Origin of the sequence: Undibacterium sp. TJN25 (assembly GCF_049339885.1) — a bacterium.
Lineage (GTDB): Bacteria > Pseudomonadota > Gammaproteobacteria > Burkholderiales > Burkholderiaceae_D > Undibacterium.
Genome location: NZ_JBMPPM010000002.1, coordinates 447614 through 462695, shown reverse-complemented (window position 1 = coordinate 462695; position 15082 = coordinate 447614). Strand labels below are relative to the sequence as shown.

Here is a 15082-nt window from a genome sequence, read left to right as displayed (position 1 = left end):
TTTGATGCGATAATAGCATCAATCCCTGCGTCAGGATCCGGCTATGCCTGAAAGACGATGTTACCGCAGCGCGATGCGCTTTTTTCCTTACTGTCAGCCCTAGCCCAATTAAAGCATGTCCCCAGACGAATATTGCCAACAGAAAGCAGCTCAAAGCGGCTCCAGTTTTTATTACAGTTTCCTGTTCCTTCCCATGCCGAGGCGGCGCGCCATTACCGCGCTGTATGCCTTTTGCCGCGAAGTCGACGATGTCGTCGATGAAAGCACCGACGATTCGATCGCGCGCGCCAAGCTAGGCTGGTGGCGTCAGGAAATCCAGGCCATGCTGGCCGGCAACCCTACGCACCCGGTTACCAAGGCCCTGCTGCCGCACATGACCGAGTACGCGCTGGACGGCGCGCATCTGCTGGCTATTATCGACGGCATGGAAATGGACCTGAACCAGACCCGCTACCTCGACTTCGTCGCGCTGCAAAAATATTGCTGGCATGTGGCCGGCGTAGTCGGCATCCTGTCGGCCAGCATCTTCGGCATCAAGAATCCGCAAACCCGCGAGTTTGCCGAAAAGCTGGGCCTGGCCTTCCAGATGACCAATATCATCCGCGACGTCGGCGAAGACGCGCGCAAGGGCCGAATCTATTTGCCTGTCAATGAGCTGCAGCAGTTCCAGGTAACCGCCGCCGATATCCTGAATGCGCGCCATAGTCCGCAATTTGAAGCATTGATGCAGTTCCAGTACGAACGCGCGCAAAAACTGTATGACGAAGCCTTTGCCTTGCTGCCCGCAGAAGACCGCAAGGCGCAGCGCACCGGGCTGATCATGGCGGCAATCTACAGGGCGCTGCTGGTGGAGATCAAAAATGACGGTTTCCATGTGCTGAACCAGCGTATTTCGCTGACGCCCATCCGCAAGCTATGGCTAGCGTGGAAGACCTACGTCCGTGGCTGACGCTTCCGCCCTGCGTATTGCAGTGATCGGCGCCGGCTGGGCAGGTTGCGCCGCTGCTGTCGAACTGGCGGACCAGGGACACAATGTCACACTGCTGGAGGCGTCCCGGACGCTGGGCGGCCGTGCCCGCAAGGTGGAACAGCATGGGCGGACGCTGGATAACGGCCAGCACATCCTGCTCGGCGCGTATGCGGAAAGCCTGCGGCTGATGCGCAAGGTAGGCGTGGACCTGGAAAAGTCGCTGCTCAGGCTGCCGCTGCAAATGTGCTATCCGCCCGCTAGTGGAGGCATGCATTTTGTGGCGCCCACACTGCCGGCGCCGCTGCACCTGCTATGGGCACTGCTAACATCCACGGGCCTGAACCGGGAAGATAAAATGTCGCTGGCGCGTTTTTCAACGACAGCGCGCTGGATGGGCTGGCAGATGTACCAGGATTGCAGCGTCAGCGAACTGCTGCAACGCTTCGACCAGACCGAGAGGCTGTGCCGCCTGATGTGGGCGCCGCTCTGCATCGCCGCGCTGAACACGCCGCCGGAACGCGCTTCCGCGCAGGTGTTCCTGAACGTCTTGCGCGATAGCCTGGGTGCAAAGCGCGCGGCCTCCGACATGCTGCTGCCACGCACGGACCTGACCGCGCTATTTCCGCAACATGCAGCCGATTTCGTCGCGCAACGCGGCGGGCAGGTAAAAACAGGTATCGCCGTACGAAAAATCCGCAAGACGGGCACGAACTGGGAATTGGAATGCGGCGCCGGTGAAACCCCGGACGTACAATTGTTCGACCGCATCATCATCGCGACCGGCGCTGACCGTGCGGCGAAACTGCTGGCAACGCTCGAAGGGGCCGACACCCCTCCCGCGCTACCCTCCTTCGGCTATGAACCCATTACTACCTGCTACCTGCAATATGCGCCGGAGATAACGCTGCCGCGCGCATTTTTCGCACTGCTTGACCAGCCGGAGCTGGGTCACTGGGGGCAGTTTGTGTTTGACCGCGGGCAACTGAACCCGGAACAGGCAGGCTTGCTGGCCGTGGTGGTCAGCGCATCGGGCAACGCCATTGAACTGGATAACGGCGCGCTGGCAGCGGCGATTGCCGCGCAGCTTGCGCAAGCTCTGGGCCTGCCGGAGCTGGCAGCGCCCTTATGGCAGCAGGTCATTTCAGAAAAACGGGCTACCTTCTCCTGTAGCCCCGGCCTGGCAAGGCCGGGCAATGAGACCTCCATTCCCGGCTTGCTGCTTGCAGGCGATTACACTGCCGGAGATTATCCAGCCACGCTGGAGGCTGCCGTCAGAAGCGGCGTGCTGGCCGCCGGCAAGGCAGCACTCTTTACCTAAACGGCAGGCTCCGCTATATAACTGTCCACATCGCGGATTTTATTCAGCGCTTCCTCGATGCGGTCCACGCCGATAATCGTCAGTCCTTCTATCTTCTGCTTGGGCGCATTCGACTTCGGAATCATCGCGATGGAGAAGCCGAGCTTGGCGGCTTCCTTCAGGCGCTCCTGGCCGCGCGGCGCCGGGCGTATCTCGCCGGCGAGGCCAACTTCGCCAAACACCACCAGGCCGCGCGGCAGCGCCTTGTTGCGCATGGAGGAATTGATCGCCAGCAGTACTGCCAGATCGGCCGCCGGTTCAGTAATCTTGACGCCACCCACCGCGTTGATGAACACATCCTGGTCAAACGCGGCCACGCCGGCGTGCCTGTGCAAGACCGCCAGCAGCATCGCCAGCCGGTTCTGCTCCAGCCCCACCGACAGGCGGCGCGCATTGGGCGCGTGGGAGCTGTCCACCAGCGCCTGTATCTCCACCAGCAGCGGACGCGTCCCCTCCTGCGTCACCATCACGCAGGAGCCCGGCACCTGGGTATCGTGCTGCGACAGGAACAGCGCAGAAGGATTCGATACACCCTTCAGGCCGCGCTCGCCCATGGCAAACACGCCTAGCTCGTTGACGGCGCCGAAACGATTCTTGATGGCCCGCACCAGCCGGAAGCTGGAATGCGTATCTCCTTCAAAATACAGTACGGTATCGACGATATGCTCCAGCACGCGCGGCCCCGCCAGCGCACCCTCCTTGGTCACATGGCCGACCATGATCATCGTGATGTCCATGGTCTTGGCAGCGCGGGTCAGTTGGGCCGCACATTCGCGCACCTGCGCCACCGAACCGGGCGCGGAAGTCAGCGCATCCGAATACATGGTCTGTATCGAATCGATGACGACTACCTGCGGGTTTTGCTCGCCCAGCGTACCGAGGATTTTTTCCAGCTGGATTTCAGCCTGGAACTGAAGATCCTGCGCATCCACCGCCAGCCGCTTGGCGCGCAAGGCGATCTGGGCGCCGGATTCCTCGCCACTGACGTACAGCACTTTTTTCAGCCGGGACAGGTTGGACAGCGCCTGCAGCAGCAAGGTGGATTTGCCGATGCCGGGGTCGCCGCCGATCAGCACCACCCCGCCGGCAACAAGGCCGCCACCCAACACCCTATCAAACTCTTCAATACCGGTGCCGAAGCGCGGCACGTCCAATGCCTCTATCTCTGCCAGGTTCAGTACCGGCGCGGTCTGCGCCAGGCTCTGATGCTTGCCGGAAAAGCGGTTGCCGGCAGTTTCGATGATCGTTTCCACCAACGTATTCCACTGGCCGCAGGACGGGCACTGGCCCGCCCATTTATTGACGATGCCGCCGCACTCGGTGCAGGTGTAATTGGTTTTTGCTTTTGCCATAAAATTCTTGTTGATATTCTTGCATGATAGTGTCTGCTTATGCCGCAGCGCACCAAATGTATTGCAGAAAAAATGTTCACTAAAACGCTGCTCGTCCGTTGAATATAGAGGCATCAGTCCCCTTATCAACAACTACTGAGCATGCGTTCAGCAAAGTTTCTCGTATGCTTACATTTTACCGAGCATTTACCGGAGCCGGACTTTAATTCGCGTGAAAGCAATCGTTTTCATGGTATAAAGCAAGCCGGTGACATTTTGTAACAGGCAAATAATACGAATGAAACGCGGTTTTTACACCATCATGGCAGCGCAGTTTTTCTCATCGCTTGCCGATAATGCGCTCCTGATTGCAGCGATGGCTTTACTGGCCACGATGAAGTCGCCGCAGTGGATGACTCCACTGCTCAAATTGTTTTTCGGACTTTCCTATGTACTGCTGGCCGCCTTTGTCGGCGCCTTCGCGGACTCCTTGCCAAAGGGGAAAGTCATGTTCATCACCAACCTGATCAAGGTGCTGGGCTGCGCACTGATGTTTTTCAATGTGCACCCGCTGATCGCCTATGCGGTCGTCGGTTTCGGCGCTGCAGCCTACTCCCCGGCCAAATACGGCATCCTGACTGAACTGCTCCCTCCCGAGAAACTGGTGGCCGCCAACGGCTGGATAGAAGGCCTTACGGTGTCTTCCATCATCCTCGGCACGGTCATGGGCGGCATGCTGATCAACCCCAGTGTTGCCGCGCTGCTGCTGAAGTTTGAATTGCCGATGGTAGACCTGGGCATAGAAACGCCGACCGAAGCAGCCTTGTGCGTCATTACCTCCTTATATGCGATGGCGGCGCTGTTCAACCTGAGGATACCGGATACCGGCGCCAGGTATGCGCACCAGGAGCGCAACCCGGTGAAGCTGGTGGCTGACTTTGCCGGCTGCTGCTCGGTGCTGTGGAAAGACAAGCTGGGCCAGATATCGCTGGGCGTGACAACCTTGTTCTGGGGTACCGGCGCCACACTGCAATTCATCGTGCTGAAATGGGCTGAGAAGTCGCTGGACATGCCGCTGGACAAGGCTGCCATCCTGCAGGGCGTGGTGGCAGTCGGCATCGCACTTGGCGCGATAGGCGCGGCACAGTTCATCCCATTAAGGAAATCCCTGTCGGTCATGCCGCTAGGAATTATCATGGGTCTGGTCGTGATGACCATGACAATGGTCTCCAGCGTCTGGGTCGCTTATCCCTTGCTGATCGTGATAGGCGTTCTAGGCGGTTTTTTTGTCGTGCCGATGAATGCGCTGCTGCAGCACCGCGGCCACGTGCTGATGAGCGCAGGCCACTCCATTGCCGTGCAAAATTTCAATGAAAACCTGTCGGTATTGTCAATGCTGGCGCTGTACGCGCTGATGGTATCGCTGAACCTGGACATCAACGTCGTGATTATCCTGTTTGGCATGTTCGTGTCCGGCACCATGTATATGGTCATGCTGAAGCACAAGGCCAATCAGCGCGAGCACGATTCGCTGGCGCTGATCGGCGAGCACCACGACTAGGTAGCGTGTACGTGGCTGCACAAAAAGCAGCCTTGCAAAAAGGAAAGGCTTACAGCAATCGACTGTAAGCCTTTTTGTTTCTACTCCCAATGGTAGCGTACCAAAGGCGCAACCGGGATAATCCCGCCTATATCAACGGACTGCGCAACAACCCCCTTCTTTCTGCCGCCTGCCGTAGCCATTTGTCCGGCACAACCATGCCACGGCAGATTTCCTGCATCAGTTCGCCATTGCGGCGCATGATGGCCACCATCGCGGGTGCGCTGTCGTTTGCGAAATGCCGCAGCAGCGCATCCAGCAGCAGGGGCTTGCTCATCACTTCCTCTTCCCTTGCCTGTGCAGGCGCCAGCCACTGCTGGCGCGGCAATATCATCGCATACGGGATCGCCAGCTTGTCCATGTCATCCATGAACCACCAGAAACCCCGGCAATGGTTTGGAGATATGCCGGCGGCGCCGTGCTCGGCGTGCGCCAGGTCGCGGTAGAACAGCCAGCCCTTGACCAGCGCCTGCGACTTATAAATGGATTCCTGCACAACGAACTGGGCCAGGGGATTTTGCGCCAGCGGCAATTGGTGATCGATGATTTTTGCCATCTTCGCGCCCAGCGTATCTGCGAGGTTGGGGCCGACGTAGCTGTACAGGTCGGGCTGGTAGCCGGGTTGCAGTTCGCCGGTTTCCGAACCCGGATCGAACAGGTAAAACTTGGTCGTCAGTTCCCAATGTGCGAGCCCGCTGCGCTGCCGCACCAGGAAATCGAACTCCCCTACCGTTTGCCCTGTGCCTTGTTTGACCTGCAGGCCATGCGCAAACAAGGTGCCCTGATGCTTCAGGTAGAACGCCAGCAGGTTCTCGGCATAGTGCCCCAGCCGGCTGTGCTTATGCAGTTCCAGCGCCTGGTGCAATGGGGCGGGCTGGCGATCCAGGGCGCTGAGCCAGCTGATCAGCGCCTGCGGATCGGTGATCGGTATGCTGGCGATCTGGTTGCTCCAGGTCGGGGATTTTGCCGCCAGCAGGTCGGGAGAAGTCAGCATCCACGCAAGCGAGCGCACATGCGGGTCATGCAGGTGCTGCCAATACTGGTGAAACAGCGATTGAAATTCCATATCAGGCAAACTCAGGCATCGCCCGCCTTTGCATTTTCTGCTGCTGACGGGCCTACCGTGCCGCTGGCAGTCCTGGCGAGGCACAGGTCGGCCCACGCCTTGCTTTTTTCTACAGGCTTGCGTAACAGGTAGGCAGGATGATACGTCACGACCAGCGGCACCCTGGCATAGCGATGCTGTTTGCCGCGTAGCTGGCCGACCGGCGTTTCGGGGTCCAGCCCCAGCAGCGATATCGCAGCCGTCTTGCCCAGCGCCACGATAACGCCCGGCGCGATCAGCGCTATCTGCCGCTTGAGGTAAGGCAGGCAGGCAGCAGCCTCATCCGGCGCCGGCGGCCTGTCCTTGCCCTGGGCATCGGTAGGCCTGCATTTGACAACGTTGGCAATGAAGGTATTTTCGCCACGCTGCATGTCCAGCGCGCGCATCATATTGTCCAGCAGATGGCCGGCGGCACCGACAAAGGGCTCGCCGCGCAGATTTTCATTGTAGCCTGGCCCCTCACCCACGAATAACCAGGTAGCTTTGCGGTCGCCGACACCGAACACCGTATTGGCGCGGCCTTCGCACAGCCTGCAGGCACGGCAGCCGGCGACACTGGCTTCGAGCTCGTCCCAGCCCATTTCCGCAATGGCGTCGGCGCGTTGCAATGCCCTGTCCTCGCTGGCGATGGTATCCGGCATAGACGCGACAGAACCCGGGGGCGTCAAAGCAATTTCGGCAACATCGGCGGCAAATGCATCTTCCAGAGATGCAGGAACGCTTCTCTGCTGCGCAACCGGTGCATTCGGGGCCGCCAGTACAGCCGGGGCCTCAAGCACGGGCGCCTCCAACTCGGCAACGCCATGCGCCAGTGCAGAACCTGCATGCAGTTCATCTACCGCGCCAGGCTCTCCCTGGGTCTGACGTAATTGCCATACCGGCCCCAGGCGCATTTCGGCCAGTATCCGCGAGCGCCTGTCGCTCGGTGTATTTTTTTCAATAGCTTGACGATTATTCACAGTGCCATCCGCATGACGATTGCATCTTCCCGGGTATTATCCTCCGCCGGATAATACGCCTTTCTGCGGCCTATTTCAGCAAAACCGTAGTGGCGGTAGACTTGAATCGCGCGATTATTCCTCACCCTGACCTCCAGCAAAATAGAGGCAGCCTTGTTTTCACGTGAATATGCGCACAGGCGATCCATCAGCAATGTAGAAAAACCATGGCCCTGCCGTGAAGCCGTAATGGCAAGATTGAGCAGATGCACCTCATCCACGACCAGCATCGCCAGGAAATAGCCGACCAGTTCGCCCCGCTCATCGCGCAGCCCGCATATCTCATAACCTTCGGCCAGCGAGTCGGTAAAATTACCCCTGCTCCACGGATGCGCATAGACTTGCTGCTCTATCGCCAATACCTGGTCGACATGCTCCAGCGTCAGCGGGCAAAGCTGGAAGCCGGGAGGCAGCACACTCATGCATTCCCTTTCCCAGCCGCCGCTTCCTGTTTGGCCAACAGGCGCTCTTCCGTGGTCAGTGCAATCTTGTTGCGCAGATAAAGCGGTTGCGCCTGCGCTGCGGACACCGCATCGCCATTCCTGTAGCCCGCCAACGCCAGATACGCCACCTGTTTCGCATGCGGCATGCAGGGAATCGTCGCCGTACCGGCAGGCACGCCTTCCAGCTTAAGGCCATTGCCATGCACCAGCGCTGCAATGGAAAAATCGGCAATGGCCAGCAATTGTGCAAACGAAGAAAGGGCCGGCTCACTCAGCGTCTGCCATCCTGCGCCGGTATGGCGGTAACGCGCCCAGTAGACCTCTTCCATGCGCGCATCCAGCACACAGATAAATTCTGGGTGCCCCACTTGCTGCGCCGATGTACGGGCACCCTCCGCCATTGCCAGCAAACTAACGACCGGCACCACCTCCAGATCCGCACCAAAGGCCAGGCCCTGCACGATGCCGCAGGCAGTACGCACTCCGGTGAAGGCCCCTGGACCACAGCCAAAGCCTATGGTGTCGCACTGGCTCAGTGAAACGCCGCCCTGTGCCAGCAAGGCCTGCACCATCGGCAAGATGCCTTGCGAGTGGGTCTGCACGCCGGACAGCTCTTGAAAAATAATACCGTCGTCCGTCAACAATGCCGCCGATGCCAGCTCGGTAGACGTTTCTATGCTTAAAATAATTGTCATGGCCGTATTTTACCGCGACGTAGCGGCAGGAGTGCAGATAGAAGCGAGGATAGAAGCGAGGGCAGAATCAAGCGTCCGTAGCGCTTGCAAAGCCGTGCATGCGCATGAGCAGCCTATACAGTAAAATGTGGCATCATGAACCCAGCCTCCGCCAATACAGAAGATCTTGCCCATATCCAGGCAGAATTGTCAGACAAACCCTGGCTCGTGGCCTGCCTGTGTGCCGCCTGGTGCAATACCTGCGGTGATTACCGGGCGGCTTTCGACGCATTGCGCGTGCAGCATCCGGACAAATGCTTTGCCTGGCTGGATATTGAAGACCAGGCCCACCTGGTAGACGAAATCGATGTAGAGAATTTTCCCACCATCCTGATCCAGCACGGCGATGAGGTGCTGTTTTTCGGCACCATGCTGCCCGATGCCCGCCAGGTACACAGGCTGCTGGCTTCGCTGGAAGAAACTGCCGGCCAGGGCATTGCCGGCAGCCGGCTGCTCAATCAGGGCACGCCTGCCGGCTGGAGCCTGCGCAGGCTGCTGCTCGAAGCCGCGTAAATCCGGCCAGGCTCAAACTTTTCAAGCCACTGAATAAAGCCCTTGCCGGGAAATCCAGGCGTGACCACACCGGGACGACACAACGCGCGAGATTGGTCCCTTAATTTTTTGATTGCAAACCGACGTAGACCATTTTTGTGAACTGGTCGCCGTTGAATACAAAGTTTCCCCATTTGGCGTCGAAGGCAGCCGTCGGTTTGGCAGCAATAATTTCGTCGAGTGATTTGCCCTGCTGCTTCAGGGCCGCAACGGCGTTGCGCACAGCGACCAGCATGTCGCGAAATTCAATCAGTTGAGCACGCGTACCGACCGCACCGTGGCCAGGGATGACGATGGTGTGATCAGTCGTACGCGCCACTGCCTGGTTGGCCCATTTGATTGCGCCATCGATATCGCCGCCATCCTCATTGTCGATATACGGATAAATGCCATTCCAGAAGGTATCTCCTAACGCCAGAACATCCGCCTTTTCGAAGTAGACCCACAGATCGCCATCGGTGTGGCCATGGCCGAAATTTTCCACTTCTATCCTGCCTCCTGCAAAATTAAATCTCTTTTTACCGTTCACCAGCAGCGTCGGACGCGCCCCTGCCGGCACCGGATCGAAGGTCCAGTTCCAGGCGTTGACATGCGTAGTTTCTGTCAAATGCCTGAAGGTATTCTTGTGCGCAACGATGGTGGCGCCCGCCGCATGCAGCCATGCATTGCCATCGGTATGGTCCCAATGCCAATGCGTGTTGACCACGTATTTCAGTGGTGCTGGACTGATGCTGTCGAGTACGGCCTGCAATTTTTCATGCGATTTGCTGATGCCTGCGTCCACCAGGAATTTGCCTTCCTTGCCCGACAGTACAGTGATATTGCCGCCCGAGCCCATCAGTACGGTGATATTTCCACGCAGAGGTTCCACAACGATATCCGTATCGGCACGGCGTAAATATCGGGCGCCTGCGCCGGTGTGGAAATAATCGTCCGGCGTCGTATCCTTGCTTTGCACGGCCTGGCTGACGGGATCGGCAAAGGCCGCAGGAGAAATCAACAGGGCGCCTGCAGCAAGGACAATTCCTGCGGAGAGCAGGCAAGATCGCAGGCAGGATGCCTTCGCAGTTGTTCCGGTTTTCTTCGACGCATTCATTGGCGCTACTCCTTTTGACTGAGCGAACGGGATCGCCCGCATGCGTAAGGATTATGCGGATAAGGCCTGAATTTCGATATAAAGACGGAGGTCGCCTTGATGCCAATCTGCACTGGTTTTCTGCCAGTGAAAAGAGCTGAAGGCTGAGCCGGATATGACGGCAAGCGGATGACGATTTCCGAATGAGCAAGGAACCGGAACAAGAAAGAAAAAAGGGACTAGATTTTCATCTAGTCCCTTGAATCTGGTGCGGCTGGCAGGAATCGAACCCACGACCCCTTGGTTCGTAGCCAAGTACTCTATCCAGCTGAGCTACAGCCGCGAAAGAACGAAAGTATAGCACGGGTATTTTCAAATAGAAAGAATATTGGTGCAAAAGTGGAATAATTTAGTAAATATGCGGCACGCCCACGCTAAAACGCAACAGCCATGCACTCCACAGGCAGATCAGCCCCAGGCATCGCACCACGCGTTCACGTGTACCTGCTTGCCGGGAAATAATGCGCAAGCGCCCCACTCCTTGCTTCTTTCCTCAAACAGCTGGCAAGTACCGCAGATCTGGCCTTTTTGATAGGTGGGATATTTCGTCTTGTCCACCGTGGACGGATCCATTTTGTAGCCATGCTCAAGCGCCAGCGGATCTGCTTCCTGCAATTTGGGATCTTCGGCCCGCGCCAGGCCGCAGCCCGCCAGCGCAGCCGCGCCGGCCAGGGAGCGAATGACGAATGTCCTGCGGCGTAAATTCGAAACGGAACTCATGTGAATATCCTCAGCCAGATGGGTAGCAAATATACGCCCGCATACGGCAAGCCTCATGGCCTGCTTGTCTTGCGGCAAACTTTTCTTGACAGCGATTATATAGGAATCGGCGCGCATGCATTCTCACCTGCCCAGCCGGAATCCACCTCAAAACCAGTGGCAAAAAGGGTCATCCGCTTTAAAAATGTTAAGGAAATCCCGCATCATCTGCTACATTAAGCTTACCTACACCAAGCGCGCCAGCCAGCTGGCGCTGACAGCTCATGCTTGCAGCCCCGATTTCCGATAATGATGCAGAACGCCTGGCAGCGCTGTATGCGCTGCTGATGCTGGACACCCCGCCGGAAGAGCGTTTCGACAAGATAGTGTCATTCGCAGCAGCGGAGTTCGACGTGCCTATTGCATTACTCACGCTGGTAGACCAGGACCGACAATGGTTCAAGTCGCAGCTGGGGCTGAGCGCCTGCGAAACCTCGCGCGATGTATCCTTCTGCGGCCACGCCATTCTCAAGCCGGAAATCATGGTGATACGGGATGCCCTTGCCGACGAAAGATTTGCGGATAATCCACTGGTGACCGGAGACCCCTTTATACGCTTCTATGCGGGCGCGCCGCTGATCATGCCATCCGGCCATGCGCTGGGCACACTATGCATCATCGACACCCGGCCACGGCAAATGGACCAGATCGAACTGGCGATTTTTTCCACGCTGCGCGACCTCGCCGTGCAGGAGCTAAGCACTAGAAGCGAGGTGAAACATGCCTGAATTGGGTAAAGACAGTATGCGCATGCTGCTGATGGAACCGGAAACGCTGCTGCGCCGTACCGTGGCACTGACTGCGCGCACCCTTGGCGTCGGCAATATCCAGGAAGCCGGCAATGCGGCGCTGGCGGAAAGAATGCTGAAAGAAAAAGCCTTCCACGGCGCGGTCATCGCCATCGACACCGGCGCAACCGACACCGTATGCGATCTCGGCTTGCTGGATCAGGTAAGAAACGGCATGACGGCCAGCCACAGCGCAATCCCGATCGCCGTGCTGGCGGAGCGCTGCGACGCCGCGCTGCTGCAGGAACTGCGCCGGCGCGACATCACGCGCATCATCCTGAAACCCTTCCGGGCACGCTTGCTGTTGGATGTGTTTACCGAATTTAGTACCGCAGATGTTAAAGTGAAAAACTGGAATTAGCGGCACCGCACTCCGGAAAGCGATCATTTTTTCTACCAGCACCAGTCAACCAACAGTTCAGCCCTCATCTTGCGCGGATTCCATCCCACTCAGTTGCTGCTTCAAATTATCAATGTCCTTGGATGGAAGGTTTTCAATTTCGCTTCCGAGGAACTTTCCAGTGGCATCCCAATGGGTCATGCGAATAGCATGTCGCCAACTTTCATTGATTGAATACAAATCTATTTGTGTGCGCACATTATTGGAATGAAACAGGATAACGGAGTAGGAAGGCGGCGGCGGGCTGACAAGAACTGGATGCCAGCCAGAGGCGTGAAATTTAAGCCATGCGCTCAGCTTCTCCAGTTGCCCCGCCGATAGCGGCCAAGTGTGTCCCTGCGTCTCTTTTTGCACAACGGTGTATTTTCCCAAAAATAAACCATCATCGATAACGGTCCCTTTCGTAATCGGGGCCATGCCATCAACGCATCCTGCAAGGATTAAAACAGGGAGTAGGAATAAAAGTTTGAACATCTTTTTAACTCACAAACACCGAATAAACCTGAAAGCCGTAGCTGGCAAAATCAGGCAGAATCATTTTTTTACTACCATTCACTTGCATGCATCAGATGCAAGACCAAGCAGCGCACCAATCTCCTGACCGAACGCAAGTTCCAGCGTGTGTCCGTCAGGATCTCTCAGGAATGCCCAGTAACCAACCGGTGGTCCGGAATCCTCCGGCGGCCTGGCAAGGCATCCTTCTCCTTCCGCCCTCAGACAAAGAAGGTCCACCGCCTCCCTGGAAGCAAGGGCTACGCCTAAATGCGCCCAGGGCATCAGCGAAACAATGTTCGCCGACGTTTCGATCAGCACAATGGCAAATGGTCTCGTCCGGTCGCTCAGCCATACCACGCCAGGCCTGCTATGAATGACCTGCATGCTCGCGTAGATACCGTAAAATTCGATACTCGCAGTAAGAGAACGGCAGGGTAAGGCAATGTGTGTCAGCCCTATATCATTCATGGTTGATTCCAATTAGGTAAATTGCGTGCAAGGCAAAATATTTGCTCACCATTGAACTCGGTTTTCAGCAAGCGCTCTTATCCGATATTGTATTAGCAATTCTTTTCTATCAACACACCCCCAATTTTTCGATCATGCCGCTTCCGGCAGTTTTAGTCCAGCAGCCTATTTTTTACGCCTGACCCAACCCAAAGTTTAATACCCGTGGCAAGTCGACAAATAATTACTGTTGACTAAGCACTGCAATTCCCGTTATCTTTCGCTGGTTTCCATTTTCCGGAGTCCCTCATGGGTACTTGTTCGAGTGATAGTTGTAGCCAGATAATTTCTGGCACCGCCTCGGCAAGATAACGGAGCTTCCCCGCCGTCATCTTGCTCAACGCGGATGATGGCGTTCAACGCGGGCTGAGGCCCGCATCACACCATCCAAATTCCTGCTGCACACATGTTGCCACGCCGATCGCGCGTGCGCCCTTCTTTTGTCGTTCATTGCAAACATGAACCGCAGGGTGCGCTTAAGGTCAGCTGGCGACCCGTGCAAGCCGAGCGATCTACCGTGATCGCCGCTTCGCAGCATCCCCCTTATTGCGCCCGCTGCAGGGCTATCGATGGCCGGATAAATCATGCTGAATACTTACTTTACCGCGGCTGCACCAGTTCGCGCCCTCGCCGCCGCCTGGCTGAAAAAACTTGGCCCAGGGCTGATCACCGGCGCCGCCGATGATGACCCAAGTGGCATCGCAACCTACTCGCAGGCCGGAGCCCAGTTCGGATTGCAAATGCTGTGGACGATTTTGTTCACCTATCCGCTGATGGTCGGCATCCAGATAGTCAGCGCAAAAATCGGCCGCGTCAGCGGCAAGGGTCTGGCCGGAAACATCCGCGAGCATTTTCCGGCATGGATGGTGCGCACGATCGTGGCGTTGCTGCTGATCGCCAATACGATCAATATCGCGGCCGATGTTTCAGCCATGGGCGAGGCAATGACATTGATCGCAGGTGGTTCGCCACGCTGGTACGCTGCGCTGTTCGGCTTGATATCGCTGCTACTACAGGTGCTCATTCCCTATAGCAGTTATGTGCGCTTCCTGAAATGGCTGACCCTGGCACTGCTGGCCTATGTGGCGACCGTATTCACGGTCCACGTGCCATGGATGCAAGTGGCGGCCGCCACCGCGCTGCCGCATCTGAAATGGTCGTCCGGCTATGTCACGACAATGGTTGCCGTTTTCGGCACTACCATCAGCCCCTATCTGTTTTTCTGGCAGGCATCCCAGGAAGTTGAAGAGCTGCAGGCCTGCCCACACTCGCAGCCGCTACGCGAAGTGCCGGCTCAGGCCCGCGCCAATTTTCATCGCATCAAGGTGGATACGATGGTAGGCATGGGATTCTCCAACCTGGTCGCGTTCTTCATTATCCTGACGAGCGCGGTGACGCTGCACATGCACGGCATAGACGTCATAGAGACGTCCGCGCAGGCGGCAGCAGCTCTCCGCCCATTGGCCGGTGACTTTGCATTCGCGCTGTTCAGCGCCGGAATCATCGGCACCGGTATGCTGGCAGTTCCGGTACTGGCCGGTTCGGCCGCCTATGCGGTGGCGGGCGCCTTTCAGTGGCAGAAAGGACTGGAAAAAAAAGCATCGCAGGCCAGGGGCTTCTACAGCGTCATTGCCCTCTCCACAATGGCCGGCATCGCATTAGGTTTTACGTCGATCAATCCTATCATGGCACTGTACTGGAGCGCGGTGATCAACGGCGTGATCTCTGTTCCCATCATGGTCGTAATGATGTTGATGGCAGGGAGACCAGCCATCATGGGCCGCTTTGTCATCGGCCGCCGTCTGCAGGTACTGGGATGGGGAGCGACCGCCGCAATGGCATTGGCGGTATTGGCAATGTTCTGGATGATGGGGCAATAAATTTCGCGAGGACGCTGCACCGTTTTCA

Annotated in this window: 17 protein-coding genes and 1 tRNA gene; 8 read left to right on the top strand and 10 right to left on the bottom strand. The window is 57.3% G+C overall.

Annotated elements, in window-relative coordinates; all coding sequences use genetic code 11:
* Nucleotides 1-115 precede the first annotated feature (115 nt).
* Together hpnD and hpnE are read left to right on the top strand one after the other, a co-directional pair.
* Nucleotides 116-949, top strand: coding sequence for a presqualene diphosphate synthase HpnD (hpnD, locus tag ACO0LO_RS05825; RefSeq protein WP_422963257.1), 834 nt, complete (start codon nucleotides 116-118; stop codon nucleotides 947-949).
* The gene (hpnE, locus tag ACO0LO_RS05820; RefSeq protein ID WP_422963256.1) at nucleotides 942-2288 is read left to right on the top strand and encodes a hydroxysqualene dehydroxylase HpnE; all 1347 of its coding nucleotides are present in this window, start codon (nucleotides 942-944) and stop codon (nucleotides 2286-2288) included. The genes hpnD and hpnE overlap by 8 nt, the downstream gene beginning before the upstream one ends.
* Here hpnE and radA read toward each other — a convergent pair.
* Nucleotides 2285-3679 carry a DNA repair protein RadA gene (gene radA, locus ACO0LO_RS05815; RefSeq protein WP_422963255.1) on the bottom strand — a complete coding sequence of 465 codons (1395 nt, stop codon included), beginning with the start codon at nucleotides 3677-3679 and terminating at the stop codon, nucleotides 2285-2287. The genes hpnE and radA overlap by 4 nt on opposite strands.
* A gap of 277 nt (nucleotides 3680-3956) precedes the next feature.
* On the opposite strand from radA, the gene lplT reads away from it, so the two are divergent.
* Complete coding sequence (gene lplT, locus ACO0LO_RS05810; protein WP_422963254.1) at nucleotides 3957-5219, top strand: lysophospholipid transporter LplT; 1263 nt, start codon at nucleotides 3957-3959, stop codon at nucleotides 5217-5219.
* Between the two features lie 127 nt (nucleotides 5220-5346).
* Here lplT and ACO0LO_RS05805 read toward each other — a convergent pair whose 3' ends face one another.
* Genes ACO0LO_RS05805 through tsaB form a run of 4 tightly spaced genes read right to left on the bottom strand, consistent with a single transcriptional unit; the run spans nucleotide 5347 to nucleotide 8499 of the window.
* Complete coding sequence (locus ACO0LO_RS05805) at nucleotides 5347-6324, bottom strand: DUF1853 family protein (protein WP_422963253.1); 978 nt, start codon at nucleotides 6322-6324, stop codon at nucleotides 5347-5349.
* Nucleotides 6325-6335: 11 nt separating this feature from the next.
* Nucleotides 6336-7322, bottom strand: coding sequence for a uracil-DNA glycosylase (locus ACO0LO_RS05800; RefSeq protein WP_422963252.1), 987 nt, complete (start codon nucleotides 7320-7322; stop codon nucleotides 6336-6338).
* Nucleotides 7319-7783, bottom strand: a complete 465-nt coding sequence (gene rimI / locus ACO0LO_RS05795) for a ribosomal protein S18-alanine N-acetyltransferase (RefSeq protein ID WP_422963251.1) — start codon at nucleotides 7781-7783, stop codon at nucleotides 7319-7321. Before rimI ends, ACO0LO_RS05800 begins: the two co-directional genes overlap by 4 nt.
* Nucleotides 7780-8499: a tRNA (adenosine(37)-N6)-threonylcarbamoyltransferase complex dimerization subunit type 1 TsaB gene (tsaB, locus tag ACO0LO_RS05790; protein ID WP_422963250.1), complete on the bottom strand. Its 720-nt coding sequence runs from the start codon at nucleotides 8497-8499 to the stop codon at nucleotides 7780-7782. Before tsaB ends, rimI begins: the two co-directional genes overlap by 4 nt.
* Nucleotides 8500-8634: 135 nt before the next feature.
* On the opposite strand from tsaB, the gene ACO0LO_RS05785 reads away from it, so the two are divergent.
* On the top strand, nucleotides 8635-9051 hold the full coding sequence (locus ACO0LO_RS05785; protein ID WP_422963249.1) for a thioredoxin family protein: 417 nt from the start codon (nucleotides 8635-8637) through the stop codon (nucleotides 9049-9051).
* Nucleotides 9052-9151: 100 nt separating this feature from the next.
* On the opposite strand, the gene ACO0LO_RS05780 is transcribed toward ACO0LO_RS05785, so the two are convergent.
* The 3 genes from ACO0LO_RS05780 to ACO0LO_RS05770 all read right to left on the bottom strand — a co-directional run bounded on the left by ACO0LO_RS05780 (nucleotide 9152) and on the right by ACO0LO_RS05770 (nucleotide 10945).
* On the bottom strand, nucleotides 9152-10090 hold the full coding sequence (locus ACO0LO_RS05780) for an MBL fold metallo-hydrolase (RefSeq protein ID WP_422963248.1): 939 nt from the start codon (nucleotides 10088-10090) through the stop codon (nucleotides 9152-9154).
* 341 nt (nucleotides 10091-10431) lie between these two features.
* Nucleotides 10432-10508 (bottom strand) — tRNA-Arg (locus tag ACO0LO_RS05775).
* Between the two features lie 125 nt (nucleotides 10509-10633).
* Nucleotides 10634-10945, bottom strand: a complete 312-nt coding sequence (locus tag ACO0LO_RS05770; protein WP_422963247.1) for a high-potential iron-sulfur protein — start codon at nucleotides 10943-10945, stop codon at nucleotides 10634-10636.
* On the opposite strand from ACO0LO_RS05770, the gene ACO0LO_RS05765 reads away from it, so the two are divergent.
* The 3 genes from ACO0LO_RS05765 to ACO0LO_RS05755 are packed head-to-tail and all read left to right on the top strand — an operon-like array spanning nucleotide 10946 to nucleotide 12133.
* Nucleotides 10946-11164, top strand: a complete 219-nt coding sequence (locus tag ACO0LO_RS05765) for a hypothetical protein (RefSeq protein ID WP_422963246.1) — start codon at nucleotides 10946-10948, stop codon at nucleotides 11162-11164.
* Between the two features lie 44 nt (nucleotides 11165-11208).
* Entirely contained in the window at nucleotides 11209-11712 is a 504-nt protein-coding gene (locus ACO0LO_RS05760; protein WP_422963245.1) for a GAF domain-containing protein, read from the top strand.
* Nucleotides 11705-12133 carry a response regulator gene (locus tag ACO0LO_RS05755; protein WP_422963244.1) on the top strand — a complete coding sequence of 143 codons (429 nt, stop codon included), beginning with the start codon at nucleotides 11705-11707 and terminating at the stop codon, nucleotides 12131-12133. Before ACO0LO_RS05760 ends, ACO0LO_RS05755 begins: the two co-directional genes overlap by 8 nt.
* A 57-nt stretch (nucleotides 12134-12190) precedes the next feature.
* Here ACO0LO_RS05755 and ACO0LO_RS05750 read toward each other — a convergent pair whose 3' ends face one another.
* Entirely contained in the window at nucleotides 12191-12646 is a 456-nt protein-coding gene (locus ACO0LO_RS05750; RefSeq protein ID WP_422963243.1) for a hypothetical protein, read from the bottom strand.
* Between the two features lie 78 nt (nucleotides 12647-12724).
* Entirely contained in the window at nucleotides 12725-13135 is a 411-nt protein-coding gene (locus ACO0LO_RS05745) for a VOC family protein (protein WP_422963242.1), read from the bottom strand.
* Nucleotides 13136-13758: 623 nt separating this feature from the next.
* Between ACO0LO_RS05745 and ACO0LO_RS05740 the strand changes: the two genes are divergently transcribed.
* Nucleotides 13759-15054 carry an NRAMP family divalent metal transporter gene (locus ACO0LO_RS05740; RefSeq protein WP_422963241.1) on the top strand — a complete coding sequence of 432 codons (1296 nt, stop codon included), beginning with the start codon at nucleotides 13759-13761 and terminating at the stop codon, nucleotides 15052-15054.
* Nucleotides 15055-15082 lie beyond the last annotated feature (28 nt).